The sequence below is a fragment of the Vibrio sp. Y58_MX_L22 genome (assembly GCF_024181865.1).
In the GTDB taxonomy this organism is placed as follows: Bacteria; Pseudomonadota; Gammaproteobacteria; order Enterobacterales; family Vibrionaceae; genus Vibrio; species Vibrio alginolyticus.
Genome location: NZ_JAMZAN010000001.1, coordinates 986,804 through 1,005,174 on the forward strand (window position 1 = coordinate 986,804; position 18,371 = coordinate 1,005,174).

18 protein-coding genes are annotated in these 18,371 nt (G+C 45.4%); 6 read left to right on the forward strand and 12 right to left on the reverse strand.

Translation table 11 applies throughout. The features are described from left to right. Window positions 1-41 precede the first annotated feature (41 nt). The 3 genes from NL626_RS04355 to xni all read left to right on the forward strand — a co-directional run bounded on the left by NL626_RS04355 (window position 42) and on the right by xni (window position 4,116). On the forward strand, window positions 42-1,607 hold the full coding sequence (locus NL626_RS04355; protein WP_253657017.1) for a diguanylate cyclase: 1,566 nt from the start codon (window positions 42-44) through the stop codon (window positions 1,605-1,607). Between the two features lie 291 nt (window positions 1,608-1,898). Continuing rightward, window positions 1,899-3,275, forward strand: coding sequence for a nucleotide 5'-monophosphate nucleosidase PpnN (ppnN, locus tag NL626_RS04360; protein WP_005383611.1), 1,377 nt, complete (start codon window positions 1,899-1,901; stop codon window positions 3,273-3,275). Between the two features lie 58 nt (window positions 3,276-3,333). Then, a complete protein-coding gene (gene xni, locus NL626_RS04365) occupies window positions 3,334-4,116 on the forward strand; it encodes a flap endonuclease Xni (protein WP_239938737.1) in 783 nt (260 codons plus the stop codon). A gap of 109 nt (window positions 4,117-4,225) precedes the next feature. Here the strand turns inward: xni and rlmM are convergent, their stop codons facing one another. The 7 genes from rlmM to pomA form a co-directional block, all read right to left on the reverse strand. After that, window positions 4,226-5,317, reverse strand: coding sequence for a 23S rRNA (cytidine(2498)-2'-O)-methyltransferase RlmM (gene rlmM / locus NL626_RS04370; RefSeq protein ID WP_253657018.1), 1,092 nt, complete (start codon window positions 5,315-5,317; stop codon window positions 4,226-4,228). Continuing rightward, entirely contained in the window at window positions 5,314-5,712 is a 399-nt protein-coding gene (locus tag NL626_RS04375) for a DUF423 domain-containing protein (RefSeq protein ID WP_047010151.1), read from the reverse strand. The genes rlmM and NL626_RS04375 overlap by 4 nt, the downstream gene beginning before the upstream one ends. Beyond that, a complete protein-coding gene (locus NL626_RS04380) occupies window positions 5,702-6,325 on the reverse strand; it encodes an alpha/beta fold hydrolase (protein WP_053306527.1) in 624 nt (207 codons plus the stop codon). The genes NL626_RS04375 and NL626_RS04380 overlap by 11 nt, the downstream gene beginning before the upstream one ends. Next, a complete protein-coding gene (locus NL626_RS04385) occupies window positions 6,306-7,226 on the reverse strand; it encodes a transcriptional regulator GcvA (protein ID WP_005383616.1) in 921 nt (306 codons plus the stop codon). Before NL626_RS04385 ends, NL626_RS04380 begins: the two co-directional genes overlap by 20 nt. Before the next feature lie 510 nt (window positions 7,227-7,736). Continuing rightward, entirely contained in the window at window positions 7,737-9,185 is a 1,449-nt protein-coding gene (gene thiI, locus NL626_RS04390; RefSeq protein WP_005383617.1) for a tRNA uracil 4-sulfurtransferase ThiI, read from the reverse strand. A gap of 211 nt (window positions 9,186-9,396) precedes the next feature. Next, window positions 9,397-10,344: a flagellar motor protein MotB gene (locus NL626_RS04395; RefSeq protein WP_005383619.1), complete on the reverse strand. Its 948-nt coding sequence runs from the start codon at window positions 10,342-10,344 to the stop codon at window positions 9,397-9,399. A 14-nt stretch (window positions 10,345-10,358) separates the two neighbouring features. After that, window positions 10,359-11,120: a flagellar motor protein PomA gene (gene pomA, locus NL626_RS04400; protein ID WP_005381564.1), complete on the reverse strand. Its 762-nt coding sequence runs from the start codon at window positions 11,118-11,120 to the stop codon at window positions 10,359-10,361. Between the two features lie 263 nt (window positions 11,121-11,383). On the opposite strand from pomA, the gene xseB reads away from it, so the two are divergent. The 3 genes from xseB to dxs are packed head-to-tail and all read left to right on the forward strand — an operon-like array spanning window position 11,384 to window position 14,418. Continuing rightward, window positions 11,384-11,626 (forward strand): exodeoxyribonuclease VII small subunit, encoded by a 243-nt coding sequence (xseB, locus tag NL626_RS04405; protein WP_253657019.1) that lies wholly within the window; start codon window positions 11,384-11,386, stop codon window positions 11,624-11,626. A 21-nt stretch (window positions 11,627-11,647) separates the two neighbouring features. Next, window positions 11,648-12,532, forward strand: a complete 885-nt coding sequence (ispA, locus tag NL626_RS04410) for a (2E,6E)-farnesyl diphosphate synthase (RefSeq protein WP_206946951.1) — start codon at window positions 11,648-11,650, stop codon at window positions 12,530-12,532. Window positions 12,533-12,552: 20 nt separating this feature from the next. Further along, window positions 12,553-14,418 carry a 1-deoxy-D-xylulose-5-phosphate synthase gene (dxs, locus tag NL626_RS04415; protein ID WP_213872722.1) on the forward strand — a complete coding sequence of 622 codons (1,866 nt, stop codon included), beginning with the start codon at window positions 12,553-12,555 and terminating at the stop codon, window positions 14,416-14,418. Window positions 14,419-14,465: 47 nt separating this feature from the next. Here the strand turns inward: dxs and pgpA are convergent, their stop codons facing one another. The 5 genes from pgpA to ribBA all read right to left on the reverse strand — a co-directional run bounded on the left by pgpA (window position 14,466) and on the right by ribBA (window position 18,324). After that, window positions 14,466-14,972, reverse strand: coding sequence for a phosphatidylglycerophosphatase A (pgpA, locus tag NL626_RS04420; protein ID WP_031780838.1), 507 nt, complete (start codon window positions 14,970-14,972; stop codon window positions 14,466-14,468). A gap of 91 nt (window positions 14,973-15,063) precedes the next feature. Further along, window positions 15,064-16,029, reverse strand: coding sequence for a thiamine-phosphate kinase (gene thiL / locus NL626_RS04425; RefSeq protein ID WP_104978851.1), 966 nt, complete (start codon window positions 16,027-16,029; stop codon window positions 15,064-15,066). A 78-nt stretch (window positions 16,030-16,107) separates the two neighbouring features. Beyond that, a complete protein-coding gene (gene nusB / locus NL626_RS04430) occupies window positions 16,108-16,575 on the reverse strand; it encodes a transcription antitermination factor NusB (RefSeq protein ID WP_005381571.1) in 468 nt (155 codons plus the stop codon). Further along, complete coding sequence (ribE, locus tag NL626_RS04435; protein ID WP_005381572.1) at window positions 16,575-17,045, reverse strand: 6,7-dimethyl-8-ribityllumazine synthase; 471 nt, start codon at window positions 17,043-17,045, stop codon at window positions 16,575-16,577. The genes nusB and ribE overlap by 1 nt, the downstream gene beginning before the upstream one ends. Window positions 17,046-17,214: 169 nt before the next feature. Then, window positions 17,215-18,324 (reverse strand): bifunctional 3,4-dihydroxy-2-butanone-4-phosphate synthase/GTP cyclohydrolase II, encoded by a 1,110-nt coding sequence (ribBA, locus tag NL626_RS04440; protein WP_005381573.1) that lies wholly within the window; start codon window positions 18,322-18,324, stop codon window positions 17,215-17,217. Between the last annotated feature and the right edge of the window lie 47 nt (window positions 18,325-18,371).

Below are 18,371 nucleotides of genomic sequence, written 5' to 3' on the forward strand. Positions count from 1 at the left end.
GATAATTGTCAGTAGTACATGGACTTAACCGTAGTCACTTCATGGGAATCTTGGAATCCGATATTCAGTCGCAGCTGCATCAGCTGAGTTGTCAACTTGACCAACTCAGACTGACTCATCGTGATACTTCACTCAAATTCAAACGTGAACAACAAGTTCTTAAACGCGTTGTGGCATCATTGTCTTCAGCTTGCCAGGGTTCGAATACTCAGGTATCCAACTACCTATTTGAAATCCAACAAGAGCTGCAACATCAAAAAGATATCAGCACTCTTATCCCGCGTTTAGCGGTATTAGAGAGGATGCTCAAACAGCAGTCGAAGACGATGGATAAACAAAACGGTTACCTTGACGAACAAATCAAGCACAGTGGTGAAACACTGCAACGTGTCACGGGCTTACCTGCGCAGTTAAAACGTGAACTACGGAACCTGATGAGTTTCTCTGAAGTTCACGCCAGCAATAAAGCTGATCAAGCCACTAAGCTACTGAGTATTTACGAACGCGCTCTGAAAATCATCACGTCTAATTCACGTCTACATCTTAGTGAATTTGAAAACAATCCCGACAGATCTCAGCTTGAGTGCTTAGCCAGCGACCTCCAACATACTATTACAGAGCTGGATTTCGAGGGAGAATCAGGCGATAGATTGCTGGATATTCGCGCTAAGTTGCTCCTTGGCGTGAGTGCCGAGTCTCTCATTGAGCTTACGCTCTCAACGCTGAAATTGGTTGTCGAAGCAACAAAGTTCGAGCGCGAGGCGTCTAGCCAATTCCTTGATCAGCTGAACACTTCTCTCGCAAGTAACCTAAAAACCGTTCATCAGAACGTCGACCAGCATCATACCTACTTTGAACACCGCCAAGAGCTCAACACAGAAATGAACAGCTTGGTTGAATTAAGCCAAAAGTCACTTAATCAAGCTCAAGATATCGCGGTTGTGAAAAAAGAAATCACGCCTCTTCTCGAAAAAATGGCGTCGCTGACAGAGCGACTGAAAATGACGGAAGAGCGAGAGCAAGCGCTGCAAGAGCGGTTAAGTTACAGTAAGAACCAACTCGAAGCGGTATTTGAAACTACGCAAGATTATCGTCGACGCTTAGATGACCAAGCTCAGCGTATGTTGCTCGACCCGCTGACTAAAATTTATAACCGCACTGCATTTAACGATCGACTAGAGCTAGAGTATCGCCGTTGGATTCGCTCTCAGCAAAACCTTCGTGTTGTGCTGTTTGATGTAGACAATTTCAAAGCGGTGAATGATAGCTATGGTTATACGGCTGGCGATAAAGCGCTGAAGATCATCGCTCGTACTATTAACAAGCGCGTATCAGAAACGGAAACAGTAGCTCGCTTTGGTGGCGAGGAGTTTATTCTACTCGTCCCGGAACAATCTGAAGAATACACACTGGATCTGATTAAGCATATCCAGCGTGATATTAGCCAATTACCCTTTAAGTTCCGTGAGCAAAATATCATGATTACCTTAGCTGCTGTATCGACGTCTTTCAAAGAGTCCGATACGCCAGAGTATGTGCTCGATCGTCTTGGCAAGATGCTTGCGGACGCTAAAAAACGTGGAACAAACCAGCTTAACTGGAGCTAAGATTCGTACAAAAAGCGAGCAAACAAACCAAATTTGGTGCAATCTACGCTTTATAACCACCCATTTTCAACGAGTTATCACATTTCTTCCCTTTTAGTCTGCTAAGCTGTAAAAACCCAAGTCACTTCAAGATGATGTATTTATAAAAGGCAAATGTATCATCTTGAGGTTGCTTGGGAGTTGATAACCATAAAACCAAATCGGCCAACTACCTTTCATCAAACCATACGTATAACACCAAAAAGGTAAGTTGGTACTTTCCCTAAAATTAATGCAACACAAGGAGGCGTTATGATTACCCATATAAGCCCCGCTGGTAGCATGGACTTGCTATCTCAACTAGAAGTAGAGCGCTTAAAGAACACAGCCTCGAGTGAACTTTATCAGCTGTATCGTAATTGCACGTTAGCGGTGTTGAACTCCGGTAGCCATACCGATAACTCGAAAGAACTGCTCGATAAATACCAATCGTTTGATGTCAACGTCGTGCGTCGTGAGCGTGGTATTAAGCTTGAGCTGACTAATCCGCCAGAGCACGCTTTTGTTGACGGCGAAATAATTAAAGGTATCCAAGAGCATCTGTTCTCCGTATTGCGTGATATCGTTTACGTAAACATGCATTTGGCAGACGCCCAACGGCTCAACCTTACTAACCCAATTCACATTACGAACCTCGTATTCGGCATTCTTCGTAATGCAAGAGCATTAACTCCAGGTATCGCACCGAATCTTGTCGTATGTTGGGGTGGTCACTCTATCAATGGAGTGGAGTATCAGTACACACGTGAAGTGGGTAACGAACTGGGCCTGCGTGAACTTAACATCTGTACAGGTTGCGGCCCTGGCGCAATGGAAGGGCCGATGAAAGGTGCAGCGATTGGGCACGCAAAGCAACGTTATACTCAGCAACGTTATCTTGGTTTAACCGAGCCCTCGATTATTGCGGCCGAGCCACCAAACCCAATAGTAAATGAACTGGTCATCATGCCCGACATCGAAAAGCGCTTGGAAGCCTTCGTCCGTATGGCTCATGGTATCGTTATTTTCCCAGGTGGCCCGGGCACAGCGGAAGAGCTACTGTACATTCTTGGCATCATGATGCACCCGGATAACGCCGATCAGCCAATGCCTATCGTATTAACAGGACCAAAAGAGAGTGAAGAGTACTTCCGCTCTATTGATGAGTTCATTCGCGACACACTTGGCGAGGAAGGGCAAAAGCACTACGAGATCATCATTGACGACCCGGCAGAAGTCGCTCGTATTATGAAACGCTCCATGGACTCGGTACGCCTTCACCGAAAAGAGAAAGGCGATGCGTACAGCTTTAACTGGTCATTGAAAATTGAGCCAAACTTCCAACTGCCATTCGAGCCTACTCATGAGTCGATGGAACAATTGGATTTAAGCCTAGATCAAGAACCGCAAGTTTTAGCGGCCAACTTGCGTCAAGCCTTCTCTGGCATAGTGGCAGGTAACGTAAAGGCTGAAGGCATTCGAGAAATAGAACGTAGAGGGCCTTTCACCATTCATGGCGACGCAGTCCTCATGAAAAAACTCGATAAGTTGCTAAAAGACTTTGTCGAACAGCACCGAATGAAATTACCTGGCGGTTCAGACTACGAACCGTGTTATCGAATCGCTCACCCGGAAATTGGTGGTCGATAGTCAGGCTAGCATTCGTTACACTAGGGGCATTACGCCCCTTTTTTATTGCTAAGTCATTATGTCTATTCATCTTGTTATCATTGATGCCCTAAACCTGATCCGCCGAGTGCACTCAGCACAACCAGATCCAACCGACATAGCAAGAACCATAACCACAACGCAAAGAACCCTCACTCGCATTCTGTCAGAGGCCAACCCGACACACATCATCGCGGTTTTTGATCACCACGAACAAGACAGAGGTTGGCGCGCTGAAATTCTCCCTGACTATAAGCAAAACCGAAAACCAATGCCTCAGCCACTACTGCAAGGGTTAGATGCGATTCAACAAGCGTGGTGGGAGCAAGGTATTGATTCATTGCTTTCTGAAGGCGATGAAGCAGATGATTTGGTTGCTACACTCGCAACGAAAGTGGCCAGCCATGGTGAAAAAGTCACCATCGTTTCCACAGACAAAGGTTACTGCCAGCTACTTTCCCCTACCCTACAAATCCGTGATTATTTCCAACACCGTTGGTTAGATGAACCATTTATCGAAAAAGAGTTCGGCGTAAAACCAAATCAACTAGCGGACTACTGGGGATTGACAGGGATAAGCTCTAGCCAAGTTCCGGGCGTACCTGGAATTGGCCCGAAAGCAGCGAAAGAGATTCTCACTCAGTTTGAGAGTATTGAAGCTGCCTACGCTAGTGAAGATCTCGTACCGAAATACCGTAAAAAATTGGATGAGCACATTGAGTCTGCTCGTTTATGTAAACGCGTCGCCGCTTTAAAGTGCGATATCGAACTAGGCTTTAACTTGCAAGATATTCGCTTTGTAGGGCCAAACAAAGCAGAGTAGTGCCCGATGGTAGTTTCACACAATGAAATCCGGCAGATATTAAAAAAGCGCCATTTGAAGGCGCTTTTTCTATTCTAATCACTATTCCCAAAAGACTAGGGGAATAAAGTTAGTAAGGTGAAATATTCGACAGACATTGGATATGAATCGTGATTTCTTCACGATCATGATACAAATGTTTAGCTTGTAGCTTGAACTTTACCTTATTATCAATGAGGAACTGCTTCAGATTTTCAAGGTCTTGCAGCACTTCGTCATAACGCCCTTTCATTGGCAGCTTAAGGTTAAAGATGGCCTCTTTTGCCCAACCTTTTAACAGCCACTGTCCCATCAGGTGAGCAACACGAGCTGGCTTTTCCACCATGTCACAAACAATCCATGTTACGTTCTTGCGGTCTGGTTCGAACTTAAAACCATCCACCATATGGTGCTTGATCTGGCCAGTTTCCATCAAACTGTCTGCCATCATGCCGTTATCAACGCAGTGAACGAACATTGAGCGCTTCACTAATTGGTACGTCCAACCGCCTGGACATGCACCTAAATCCACACCCCACATACCTGGTGCCAAACGCTCATCCCACTCTTCACGTGGAATAAAGACATGAAATGCTTCTTCCAGTTTAAGTGTTGAACGACTTGGAGCGTCTGCTGGGAATTTAAGGCGAGGGATACCCATGAAGAACTGTGAGTTGTTGTCAGTGTAAGAGTAACCAACGTAACAGTGGCCAGGCTCAACAAAGCAAATGTGCAGTACTGGTTTTTTCGCGTTATCTTTGTTCAGCATTAAGCCTTTGCCGCGCAACGCTTGACGCATTGGGACGGTAAACTTACGGCAGAATTTCAGTAGCTCTTTCGCTTCATTTGTATCTGGCGTTTCAATTCTCAAATCACCACAACGAGGGAATGCTTCAATGTCTGCTAGTTCATTCAAAATTGGACTAATGCGGTCATCACTTGGCAACGATTGAAACTCAGCTGCTACCGCAAACATTTGTCGAGCAAAAATTAAAGACTTAAAGTCTAAACCTCTCGCAAGTTTGTCGGCATCTCCATCTTGGTAACACTCGAAGACAACATAACCTGAGTTTCTCTTCACACGAGGGAAGCCATACACTTCCAACTGTGTCGCTTTGTCCTGAATTTCACCAGCACACTCTTTCTCAAAGCCAGAACGGCAATAGAGTATTAGTTGTTTCACTTGGAGACCTCTTTGATATTGAACGCAGCAAAAAAGAACAGACACCAACCAATCATGAACAGTAATCCTCCCACAGGAGTAATTGGCCCAAACCACTTAATGCCCGTCAGCGCCAGCGCGTAAAGACTGCCGCTAAAACAAAAGATGCCGATAATAAAGCAAATCGCCGCAATGAAAAAATATTTTTGTGCTTTTTGTCCCAAATTGAGCAGAAGCAGAATGGCACAAAACACAATCGCCAACGTGTGAATAAATTGATACAGAACTCCGGTCTCAAATACACCGAGCAAATAAGGGGCCAGTGTCGCTTTTAGCCCATGAGCAGCAAATGCTCCAAGAGCGACCGAAAGCAGCCCAGACAATCCAGAGAATGAGAGTAACCACTTACTTTTCACTGTACACCTCTTTTATAAACGCCGCTAACTGCTCTATCGCGAGTGTAATGTTACCTACTTCAGTATGACCTGAGATCTTGCGCGGTTTGAAGCTGTGGTCACCATCAGGTAAAAAGCTCACCGTTACTTGTGACGAAAGGACGAAATCATCGAATTCCTCACGCTTACCAAAGGTGTCTCGTTCCCCTTGAAGAATCAGCGTAGGTTTCTCAATGGTTGCTAAGTGCTCGCCTTTGTATTTCTCTGGCTTTCCCGGCGGGTGAAATGGAAAACCTAAACAGGCAATGCCCGCCACCAGCTCATTTTCAGCCAACAAGCTCGACATACGACCGCCCATTGACTTACCACCAATAACCACGGGAGAAAAAGCAAAGTGAGCGATCACTTCGCTGTATGCTTCAAGCAACTTTGGCGCGCGATCCGGCGGACGCTTTTTGCCATCTTCCGAACGTTTCACCATGTAAGGGAAATTAAAACGCACTACACGAATACCTTGCTCCACTAATCCTTTGGCGACAGCTGTCATGAAGTCATGCTCCATCCCCGCACCTGCGCCGTGAGCAAAAATAAACAGCGGTCCGTTTTCAGGTCCCTCAGCTATCCAGTGATTCATCCAATACTTCCTCTTGTTCTTTTCTCGCGGTTGCTAACATCCAATCTCTAAACGTTGCGATTCGGCCCATGTCTGCCTGCTGTTCATGACACACCACATAGAATGCATTCTTGGATATCAACACCTCGTCGAATGGTGCAATGAGTCGTCCGGCTTCCATTTCAGGTTTGGCGAGTACGTTGTTACCGAGCGCGACCCCCTGACCGTGCGCAGCAGCCTGTAGCACCATCGTTGAGTGACTAAAAATAGGACCGTGGTTTACGTTGATGCCTTCAATGTTGTAATGACGAGCAAACTGCTTCCAGTCTTTACGCGAAGTATCGTGTAACAAAGTATGTAATTTGAGGTCACTTAAAGATTCTAATGGTTTGTTACCCAAAAGTAATGAAGGTGAACAAAGTGGGATCAAAAACTCTTGGTACAATTTATCTGCTCGCAAACCTGGCCAGTTCCCACGGCCATAGTAGATCGCCACATCAACATCATCAGTCAGTGAGCCTTCATCCATATCTACGGCTTTAATACGTACATCGATATCGGGCTCTTGAGCATTAAAATCGGCCAAACGAGGTACAAGCCATTGGATAGCAAAACTCGGCGGTAGGCTAATCGTCAATGCCCCTTTTTCGCTACGTTCCAACACCTTATCTGTCGCTTCCGCAATCGAGGTGAAGATATCTTTGATATCGAGAAAGTAACTTTGGCCTTCTTCTGTTAACAACAAAGAACGATTACGTCGACGGAAGAGCTTCAATGATAAGAACTCTTCAAGCGCTTTAATCTGGTGACTGACCGCGGCTTGAGTAACAAATAACTCTTCTGCTGCTCGTGTAAAACTGAGATGACGAGCAGCCGCTTCGAAGACTCGAAGCGAATTTAATGGAGGCAATCTGCGAGACATATGGGACCTCTAATAGGATTAGTTTTTTTAATCTGAAACATTATAAAATGTCCGTTGTCGAACAGCCAGATAAATTCTATATTTCACCCCGCAACACGGGCCTGAACGGCTTGATTTCTTTGGAAATCAATTGGCTTCGTTGTTGCGATGTTGTGTTTGCAAACTCGTATTTCGAGTTAGGTAGATTTCTACCATAATGTTTTGTCCACACTCCCTGTGACAAAACATATACTTCCTGTATTTATTTTTGACCTGTCTGTCAAATTTGTTACACCGCCTAAATTAGGCGGTGTTTTTTTATCTATCAAAAATCTCATCCGCATATCTGGCAGCAATATCACTTTATTACTCTTCTTTCGGATTAATTATCGTTATATCAACACAAAGTGTATGGCTTTGCGATAAGCCTCAACATTATGCTAAGTAATGGTTGTCTGTAACGCGATCAAAAACAAAAAAGGCGCAAATTGATGTCTCAATTTGCGCCTTTTAACGTATTTTAACAGTCAGCTATGGACGGTAAACTTTTACGTTGCTGAAGCCTTGCTCTTGCAAGTAAAGCGCTTGCAGACGGCTCATCACACCGCGGTCACAGTAAAGTAGGTATGTCTTAGACTGGTCTAAGTCACCAAACTGTGTACCCAGCTTGTAGAAAGGGATATGTTTCACATCCACACCTTCGATTTCAAGTGGGTTATCGTCTTCCTCTTCAGGACTACGAATATCTAGCACAACCGCGTGCTCTTCTACCGCTTGAACTTGCTCTACTTCTGGTGCGGCTTGCTCAGACTCTTTCGCAATATCACGAATGTCCATCATGCGAGCTTCTTGAACCACTTGCTCAAGGATACTAAAGTCGAATTTCTCTTCTTCAGCTTCTAGCTTGCCTTTCACCGCTTTCACGGTTGGCTTCTTAGAGATAACACCACAGTATTCTGGCATTGTCTTCGCGAAATCTTCTGTGCCGATTTCACGTGCTAGATTGATGATGTCTTCTTTATCCCAGTTGATAAGTGGACGCAGAATCAGCGTGTCAGTTACGTTATCGATGTGGCGTAGATTGGTTAGCGTTTGGCTCGATACTTGACCTAGCGCTTCACCTGTTACCAATGCTTCGATCTTCATCTTCTGAGCGATCATGCCTGCTGCACGCATAAACATACGCTTCAAGATCACGCCCATTTGGCCGTCATCGACTTTCTCTAGGATTTCCGCAACCACAGGCTCGAAATCAACTGAGATAAAACGTACTTTTGCTGAAGAACCGTATTTGTTCCATAGGTAGTGAGAAACCTGCTTAACGCCGATTTCGTGTGCTGGACCACCTAAGTTAAAGAAGCAGTAATGTACTTTTGAACCACGCTTGATATGAAGATAGCTTGAAACACCAGAGTCGAAACCACCCGAGATCAGGCTTAACACGTCTTCTTGCGTACCCAGTGGGAAACCACCTAGGCCTTTATGACGAGACAATACTTGGTTTAGCTTGTCGTTCGAAACTTCCACCTTAATCGTCACGTCTGGGTTTCGTAGCTTAACACTAGCGCTTTCAATCGCTTGATTTAAACCACCGCCTACATAACGCTCTAGTTCAATGGAGGTAAAGTCATGCTTGCCACGACGCTTCGCACGTACAACAAAGGTTTTATTTTCGAGTGCAGCACGGTTGAGTTCTAGCACTTGCTCGAAGATATCGTGCAAGTCTTTAAATTCAGTTTGCTTCACTTCCAGTACGTGGTGAATGCCTGGTGTATGAGTCAAAACCTCAAGAACTTCAGCGTGGAATTCGTTACTCTCAGAGGTCACTTCAATGTGATCACGACGGTTAAATACCGCGACAGACTCCGTGCGGCTCTTAATGATGTTACGAATGTTGCACTCTAAAATCTTTGTGAAGCGCTTACGCACAGATTCACTTTTTACAAAAATTTCTGGATGGGGCTTTACAATAAATTTCATAGTCTAATTCGCAGGTTAGTTTCGCAATCAACAAAGAGTGACACTCAACTTCAATACTTCATACGCAGTAAAACCGCGTTTCAGTCACAAAAAGTAGTCTGAGCTCACTTTTAAGGCGCAAGATTATACACCCAAGCGGATTGGAAAAACAAAAAAAGCGAGCAATCTGCTCGCTTTCTTATCTCTTTACTGACTTAAAACTAAAGCCTAGTTATTGAATTACTGGCACTTCTTCACTGTAGAGAGGCTCGCCTTGCATAATGCTGATTTCAACCCGTCGGTTAAGTGCGCGATTGTCATCAGAATCATTCGGTAACAAGGGCTCCGTATCCGCCATGCCTCGTACTCTTAAACGTTGATGAGAGAAGCCTCTCACTTTCTCCATCTCTTGCGCGACTGATACTGCGCGCTGAGAAGAGAGATCCCAGTTAGAACGATAAAGTTCCGAATCTAGCGGTCGATTGTCTGTATGGCCAGATACTCGAACAATGCCTGGCACATCTTTTACTAGCTCTGCAATCTGACGAACTAAAGGGCGAAACTTAGGCTGCAAGAAGGCCGAACCTTCTGGGAATGCACCTTTTTCACGCATACGTATAACAATCTGCTGACCGAGGTTTTCAACTTCAATGGCGCCTTGTTCAATCTCTCGCTCTAAGGCTTTCTTGATGCTTTCCATCAAGGTTTCCATCTCTTGCGACATCTCTTTAGATTGCTGTTGCTGCATGTCCGCTTCGGCAGATTCATTGTTTTGAGTTGACGTTTCTGGCGATTGCCCACCCGTTAACTTGCCTTCATCACGTTTTGTGCCACCAGCTCGATCAGACTCCCCTTCATGAAATTCGAGCGTCTGCTGAGTGATGTCCATGGTTTGCTGCATGATGACATCAATCGGAGTTGGTTCCGGCCGACCCGGTCGAAACTCTTGGGCAATAATGCTAGTACCTTTGGGAATGTCTTTCACTTCAAGCTGATTTTGCACACCGAAGGCAAATTTCATTGATCCTGCAATTTGTTTGAACTTCAGTACATCCATCTCAGAAAACGAGAGTAGAAGAACAAAGAAACACATCAGTAGCGACATTAAGTCCGCGAATGTCCCCATCCATAACGGGAGACCGGGTGGCGGACAATCGCATTTGTTATCTTCATCATCCATCACTACTCTCCAAGTTACTCGTCAATCTCAAGGGCACGTTTACCTTCATTGAGGTAGTTCTTCAAGTAACTATCGATCACTCGCGGGTTTTGGCCATCTTGAATCGCTAATACGCCATCCATGATCAAACGGCGATTTAGCGTTTCTTGGTCACGGCGAAGAGAAAGCTTATCCGCAATAGGGAAAAACACCATATTGGACAGGATCGCGCCATACAATGTGGTCAAGAGTGCAACGGCCATTGCTGGTCCAATCGCTTTAGGGTCATCCATGTTTGAAAGCATCGCAACAAGACCAACCAAGGTGCCAATCATTCCCATCGCAGGAGCAACGTCGCCAAAGGCGCGAAATACGCCAGTACCTTGCGTATGTCGTTCATCCGTAAGCGCGATGTCTTTTTTGAGTGCCGCTCTCACAACGTCGGCATCATGGCCATCAACCAGTAGATCAATGCCTTTCTGCATGAATGTGTTGTTTATTTCCATCTCTTCAAGAGCAAGAAAACCACCTTTACGCGCCGCATCGGCCATTTCCACAATTTTTGCGATCAGGTCTTCGGGTTCATCCGCTTTAAACATGAAGGCTTTGCCAGCAATCTTTGTCGCACCAAAAAACTGTCCCATTGTGAACTTCATCAACACGACGAATATTGAGCCGCCAACGACAATAAGGATCGACGTGACATCGACAAACATGCCGATGCTGCCACCAAGCACCATCGCCATAATGACGAATGCAAAACCACCAATCAAACCTAATAGGGTTGCTAAATCCACAAAGCACTCCTCACGCTATACTCAAATACTGCCATTGGGCGGATTATTACCTGTATCGACAACTCGCGCAGAATTTTTAGAAAAATCTTAGCTAATGGATCACAAATTACACTTAACAACCTCAACCAAAATATGGGGTTTCATCGCTTAGACTCGTTGAACGCTAATTTTGTGACAATTATATAAGGTTAAATTTGACCAAGTTACTAGGCTAAGGTAACTTTCGTGCATCTTACCCGAGGCTTGATTAAGGCAGAAAAAAGATGGCGGTCAAGAAACCAGAAAGCATGACCTTTGAAGCAACCATTGAAGAGCTTGATAGCTTGGTTGATCAATTAGAAAATGGCGATCTTGCTCTAGATGATGCCCTGCGTAAGTTTGAACGAGGCATTGCCTTAGCTCGTGCAGGCCAAACTAAATTAAGCGACGCCGAACAGCGCGTGAGCATTCTTCTTAGTGAAGATGATGAAGCACCACTGAGTGACTTCAAACCAGATTCAGAATAACAATCAGTAGTGAGCAATGTGATGCAACAGACATTGACGTCTTTTCAACAAAGAAACAATCAGCAATTAAATTTGTGGCTCGATCAGCTTCCATATCAAGAGCAGCCATTGATTCAAGCAATGAAATACGGCCTTTTGCTAGGTGGGAAACGCGTTCGCCCTTTTCTTGTTTACATCACAGGTCAAATGCTCGGCTGTAAACCTGAAGACTTAGACACCCCCGCCGCTGCTATCGAATGTATACATGCCTACTCACTCATTCATGATGATCTGCCAGCCATGGACGATGATGAACTGCGTCGAGGTCAACCAACTTGTCATATTAAGTTTGATGAAGCAACCGCAATACTGACAGGTGATGCACTACAAACTCTTGCCTTCACTATTATTTCTGATGGTCAATTAAGCTCGGCGGCAGAAGCTCAACGCATCAATATGATCAAAGCCTTAGCGCATTCCTCTGGTGCCAGCGGCATGTGTGTAGGGCAAGCCTTAGATTTAGGCGCGGAAAATCGCCAAGTTTCTCTTGAAGAAATGGAAGAGATACACCGTAAAAAAACCGGAGCTCTGATTGATTGTGCGGTAAAATTAGGTGCATTAGCTGCTGGTGAGAAAGGTATCGAGGTTCTACCTCACTTGGAGCGCTACTCAAAAGCAATTGGTTTGGCGTTTCAGGTTCAAGACGATATTCTTGATATCATCAGTGACACAGAAACACTGGGTAAGCCTCAAGGTTCCGACCAAGGTCTGAATAAGAGCACTTATCCTTCCCTGCTGGGTTTAGAGGGAGCCATAGAGAAAGCTCACACTCTGTTACAGGAAGCACTTCAAGCATTGGAAGCTATCCCATACAATACTCAGTTACTCGAAGAGTTCGCCCGATATGTCATCGAGCGCAAAAATTAACACTATAAGCGCGCATTTATATGACTCTTGATATTTCAAAGTACCCAACACTGGCGTTAGCAAATACACCGGAAGAATTACGTCTTCTTCCAAAAGAAACATTACCAAATCTGTGTGATGAACTGCGAACGTATCTGCTAAATTCAGTGAGCCAATCTAGCGGACACTTAGCGTCTGGCTTAGGCACCGTAGAGCTAACTGTCGCTCTGCATTATGTTTACAACACCCCTATCGACAAATTGATTTGGGATGTTGGTCATCAGGCTTACCCGCACAAAATCCTCACCGGACGTCGCGATAAAATGCCAACAATTCGCCAAAAGGATGGTCTACACCCTTTCCCTTGGCGTGAAGAAAGTGAATATGACACCTTATCTGTCGGCCACTCTTCGACATCGATTAGTGCAGGTCTTGGCATGGCCATCAGCGCACAAAAAGAAGGTAAAGGTCGCAAAATCGTCAGTGTGATTGGTGATGGCGCAATTACAGCAGGCATGGCATTCGAAGCCATGAACCACGCTGGCGACGTTCATCCTGATATGTTGGTGATTTTGAACGACAACGAAATGTCGATTTCAGAAAACGTCGGCGCCCTGAATAACCACCTTGCGAAAGTACTTTCTGGCAGCTTGTACACTTCTATCCGTGAAGGCGGTAAAAAAGTGTTGTCTGGTGTTCCACCTATTAAAGAGTTGGTTCGCCGTACGGAAGAACACCTCAAAGGCATGGTAGTGCCTGGTACTCTGTTCGAAGAGTTCGGCTTTAATTACATTGGCCCGATTGATGGACACGACGTCAATGAACTCGTCAAAACGCTAAAAAACATGCGTGAGCTCAAAGGTCCTCAATTCCTACACATCATGACCAAGAAAGGCAAAGGTTATGAGCCTGCCGAGAAAGATCCTATCGGCTACCATGCAGTGCCGAAGTTCGCACCGGCAAACAATAGCTTACCGAAGAGCAGTGGCGGTAAGCCAACTTACTCAAAGATCTTCGGTGACTTTTTATGTGACATGGCGGCCCAAGATCCTAAGCTAATGGCAATTACGCCAGCAATGCGCGAAGGCTCGGGTATGGTGCGTTTCTCAAAAGAGTACCCAGACCAATACTTTGATGTGGCGATTGCTGAGCAGCACGCGGTGACACTGGCAACAGGCATGGCAATTGCGGGCGATCATCCAATCGTTGCTATCTATTCGACTTTCTTGCAACGTGGTTATGACCAATTGATCCACGACATCGCGATCATGGACTTACCAGTGATGTTTGCGATCGACCGCGCAGGTCTCGTTGGCGCAGATGGTCAAACTCACCAAGGTGCGTTCGATTTGAGCTTTATGCGCTGTATTCCGAACATGGTGATCATGGCGCCAAGCGACGAAAACGAGTGCCGACAAATGCTTTACACTGGCCATAAGCATTCTGGCCCGAGTGCGGTTCGATACCCTCGTGGTAGCGGCATGGGCGTAGAAATCGAAACTGAGTTTACGGCGTTAGAAATCGGTAAAGGGCGCATGGTTCGCCAAGGTGAAAAAGTTGCTATTCTGAACTTTGGTACTTTCTTGGGTAACGCGCTAGAAGCGGCAGAATACCTTAACGCCACTGTTGCTGATATGCGCTTTGTGAAGCCGCTCGATGAAGCATTAATTCGTCAATTAGCCGCAGATCATGACGTGCTCGTGACGTTAGAAGAAAATGTTATCGCAGGTGGTGCAGGTGCGGGTGTCGTTGAGTTCATGATGAAAGATAAAATCATTAAGCCAGTCTTAAACCTAGGTTTACCCGATGAGTTTATTCATCAGGGAACACAAGATGAACTGCATGAAGAGCTTGGTCTCGATGCAAAAGGAATTGAAAAATCCATCTTGGATTATTTAGCAAAATAGAATGTAAAAAGGGATGCTCATAGCATCCCTTTTTTTACGGTCAACGTTTAATTCATCCAGCCCGCATATTTTGCGACTAGAAACAGGGCAACACCGGCCATAACTCCCGCCACGATATCATCAACCATAATACCCAGCCCACCGTGAACTCGCTTATCTAGCCACCCAATTGGCCAAGGTTTTACCATATCGAAAAAACGAAATAAGATGAAGCCAGTGATCAACCACTTCCATTCAGTGAGTGGAATATTCAGTGCAGGTACAATGCTCATCGTAATCCAAAAGCCTGCAAACTCATCCCATACGATTGAACCATGATCATGAACTTTCATGTCTGCAGAGGTCACTTGGCATATTTGAATGCCGATCACACACGAAATCAGAACAACAATGACATACGCCGTAAATGGTAATTGTGCCAACAACAAAAAGAAAGGCACGGCCGCCAGTGTGCCCATTGTTCCAGGGATAAACGGGGATAATCCACTGCCAAAACCCGTCGCCAATAGATGCCACGGGTTCTTTAATGAAATCAGAGAAAGAGGGTTGGTCATATCCTTAAACCTATACTGCTAGTTTGGTTTCAATCGTCATGCCTGTGAGTTGCTCAATAGTAACAGGCTCTTGGCTAGAGCTTAGCTCAGATCATTTAAAGTGGTCGAAGCCACTTAAGTCCCAATCAAGTGGTTGATTGTTATCATGCAGCTCGAAGGTTCCATTTGGTCGGATTTGACCAATACATGTGACCTTACAGCCAGTATGAGACAAAGCGCTTTGTAACGAGCCTCGATTTTGCTCCGGCACGGTAAAACACAACTCGTATTCTTCGCCACTTGCTAAAGCATACTGCTGCGCGCTGATCTTATCATCTAAAAACTGGACTAATTCTGAAGAGATCGGTAGCTGAGAGACATCAATACTCACCCCAACCTGAGATCGCTGTAAAATGTGCTTAATATCAGAGATTAAACCATCTGAAATATCTATCGCAGAAGAGGCTAAGCCAACAAGAGCTTGTCCAGCAAGCACACGCGGAGAACTAAGGTAATGAGCTCGCTCTAGTGCTTCCGAGCCGGCTCTGCTGCGCAGAGAGTCATCTAGAATCACATCCAAGCCAGCTTTTGCATCGCCAAGGTTTCCCGTTACATATACCCAATCCCCAGGCTTTGCGCCGGATCGCGTGAGCGCTTTGTCTTCAGGTACAAAACCTTGCACCGTGAGTGTCAGACACAATGGCCCTTTGGTGGTATCACCGCCTATTAACTGAATACCATAGTAATCAGCCAGTTCGAAAAATGCATCACAGAAAGGAGCAAGCCATTCTTCATCTGGCTCAGGCATCGTTAATGCAAAGCTCACCCACGCAGGCGTTGCGCCCATCGCCGCCAAATCACTGATGTTAGAAGCCAATGCTTTGTGTGCGACCCATGCTGGGTTCGCGTCGGCTAAGAAATGCGTTCCAGCTACCAATGTATCCGTGCTAATCGCAATCTGAACATTAGCTGGCGCTTTGACCAAAGCACAATCATCACCAGCGGCTAGATGGACATCTTTACGTTGGCTCTGACGACCGACGAAGTACTTGTCTATCAGATTAAATTCACCAGACATAATTCACTTACTTTTTTATGTAAAAGCTTTTGATACAAAAAAGGTCAGCATGTGCTGACCTTTTCATTGAAGAAATCGTTATTTCTTACGAATGTGAGGTGCTGCTTTATCAAGTACACCATTCACAAACTTGTGGCTATCTTCTGCTGCGAAAACTTTTGCAAGTTCAATCGCTTCATTGATAACAACTTTGTAAGGAACATCTTCGCGACGAGTCATCTCGTACATAGCAAGGCGAAGAAGAGCAAGTTCCATCATATCTAAATCCTGCATAGGACGAGAAATGTATGGACGAATTTTGCTATCTAGCTCAGCGTGGCTAAGTACAACACCGCTTAATAGTTCACGGAAGTAAGCTACGTCTGTCTCTGGAGCAGCAAGCGCTGGCTCAGATGCATGAAGTTCTTCTTCATCGTATTTGTCGCCAGACAAAAACTGTTCTTCAATCTTGGCAACATTCTCTTTAGTAATTTGCCATGAGTAGATCGCCTGTAGAGCGAATTGACGTGCGTTACGACGTGCGGCTGGTTTCACACTGGCCCCCATTAGGAATCAATTTCAGATAGTACATTAATCATTTCAAGTGCGCTTAGTGCAGCCTCTGCACCTTTATTACCAGCCTTGGTTCCTGCGCGTTCAATCGCTTGATCGATCGTATCAACAGTCAAAACACCAAATGCTACTGGAATGCTGAATTCCATAGACACTTGTGCTAGACCTTTGTTCATTTCACTACAAACATAGTCAAAGTGAGGCGTTCCACCGCGAATAACAGACCCTAGAGAAACAATAGCGTCGAATTTGCCAGTTTTAGCAACACGCTGAGCTACTAGAGGTAGTTCTACGGCACCTGGACAACGCACAACCGTGATGTTGTCTTCGCTTACTTGTCCGTGACGCTTTAGTGTATCGATCGCACCAGAAAGTAGGCTTTCGTTAATAAAACTGTTGAAACGAGAAATAACGATAGCAATTTTTGCATTTGGCGCTGGGAAGCCACCCTCGATCACTTTCATAAGCTTTCCTTTAACTCTATTTATAAGTGAAATATGTTCATCAAGTGAGAATCGCCGGATTCTAGCACAAATTTGTGAGCAATATCTAATGGAAATTGGAGGCAAATCACCGGTTCCTAGCCATTGACGAGTTAAGCACGTCAAAGACTAGGAACTTATTGTTCGGTTGTTACTCGCAGACGTACTCAACAACGTTCAGACCAAAACCACCTAACGCGTGGTACTTTTTGTTGGTCGATGACAGAAGACGCATATCATGTACACCGAGATCCGCAAGAATCTGTGAACCAACGCCAACACGGCGAGACGTGCCTTGTTTTTTAGCAAGCGTTGGTGCTTCACCTTTGTCTTGCGCTTCGAACATCTTCACGCGATGAATAAGTAGATCGGTCGATTCTTCATGGCCAAGAACAACCAGTACACCGCCCTCTTCACCAATGCGTTTCATTGCCTTATCTAGTGTCCAGCTGCGCTCTGCATTACGATCGCTACGTAGTAAGTCGGTAAAAACGTCTTGAAGATGAACGCGAACCAGTGGCGCTTTTTCTTTCAAATCGCCCTTGCACATTGCGTAGTGCACTTGGTTATCAATGGTGTCTTTGTACGTAACTAACGTGAACTCGCCAAACTCTGTCGGTAACTTGCACTCTGCCACACGTTCAATCGTTGTCTCAGTGTTATTGCGGTACTCAATTAGGTCGGCAATAGTGCCCAATTTAATACCGTGCTTCTCTGCAAAGATCTCTAGATCTGGGCGACGAGCCATGGTGCCGTCGTCATTTAAGATCTCAACAATCACCGATGCTGGCTCTAAACCAGCAAGACGAGCCAAATCACAGCCAGCTTCAGTGTGACCTGCGCGAGTCAGTACACCGCCGTCTTGAGCTGCGAGAGGGAAGATGTGACCAGGCTGCACCAAATCCGCAGCTTTAGCGTTTGGCGCGACTGCTGCTTGAACGGTACGTGCGCGATCTGCGGCTGAAATACCCGTCGTTACCCCTTCTGCTGCCTCAATCGAAACAGTAAAGTTGGTGGTGTATTGCGCATTATTGTCTTGCACCATTGGTGGCAGACCTAGACTTTCGCAACGATCTTTGGTCATGGTTAAACAAATCAGGCCACGGCCATAGGTTGCCATAAAGTTGATGGCTTCCGGCGTAATATGCTCGGCAGCCATGATCAAGTCACCTTCATTCTCGCGGTCTTCATCATCCATTAGGATGACCATTTTGCCTGCGCGAATATCATCAATAATTTCTTGTGGCGTACTGATTGGCATAGTCTGTTATCCCGTTATTCTAAATTTGTTATTGCGACAGCAATGAA

What these genes read in the sequence shown, in the direction of transcription:
- ppnN (WP_005383611.1), top strand. Translation starts at nt 1,899, where the DNA reads ATGATTACCCATATAAGCCCCGCTGGTAGCATGGACTTGCTATCTCAA.
- NL626_RS04385 (WP_005383616.1), bottom strand. Translation starts at nt 7,226, where the DNA reads ATGTCTCGCAGATTGCCTCCATTAAATTCGCTTCGAGTCTTCGAAGCG.
- xni (WP_239938737.1), top strand. Translation starts at nt 3,334, where the DNA reads ATGTCTATTCATCTTGTTATCATTGATGCCCTAAACCTGATCCGCCGA.
- NL626_RS04380 (WP_053306527.1), bottom strand. Translation starts at nt 6,325, where the DNA reads ATGAATCACTGGATAGCTGAGGGACCTGAAAACGGACCGCTGTTTATT.
- thiI (WP_005383617.1), bottom strand. Translation starts at nt 9,185, where the DNA reads ATGAAATTTATTGTAAAGCCCCATCCAGAAATTTTTGTAAAAAGTGAA.
- nusB (WP_005381571.1), bottom strand. Translation starts at nt 16,575, where the DNA reads ATGGGGGCCAGTGTGAAACCAGCCGCACGTCGTAACGCACGTCAATTC.
- pgpA (WP_031780838.1), bottom strand. Translation starts at nt 14,972, where the DNA reads ATGACCAACCCTCTTTCTCTGATTTCATTAAAGAACCCGTGGCATCTA.
- thiL (WP_104978851.1), bottom strand. Translation starts at nt 16,029, where the DNA reads ATGTCTGGTGAATTTAATCTGATAGACAAGTACTTCGTCGGTCGTCAG.
- ribBA (WP_005381573.1), bottom strand. Translation starts at nt 18,324, where the DNA reads ATGCCAATCAGTACGCCACAAGAAATTATTGATGATATTCGCGCAGGC.
- dxs (WP_213872722.1), top strand. Translation starts at nt 12,553, where the DNA reads ATGACTCTTGATATTTCAAAGTACCCAACACTGGCGTTAGCAAATACA.
- ribE (WP_005381572.1), bottom strand. Translation starts at nt 17,045, where the DNA reads ATGAAAGTGATCGAGGGTGGCTTCCCAGCGCCAAATGCAAAAATTGCT.
- xseB (WP_253657019.1), top strand. Translation starts at nt 11,384, where the DNA reads ATGGCGGTCAAGAAACCAGAAAGCATGACCTTTGAAGCAACCATTGAA.
- NL626_RS04395 (WP_005383619.1), bottom strand. Translation starts at nt 10,344, where the DNA reads ATGGATGATGAAGATAACAAATGCGATTGTCCGCCACCCGGTCTCCCG.
- ispA (WP_206946951.1), top strand. Translation starts at nt 11,648, where the DNA reads ATGCAACAGACATTGACGTCTTTTCAACAAAGAAACAATCAGCAATTA.
- NL626_RS04355 (WP_253657017.1), top strand. Translation starts at nt 42, where the DNA reads ATGGGAATCTTGGAATCCGATATTCAGTCGCAGCTGCATCAGCTGAGT.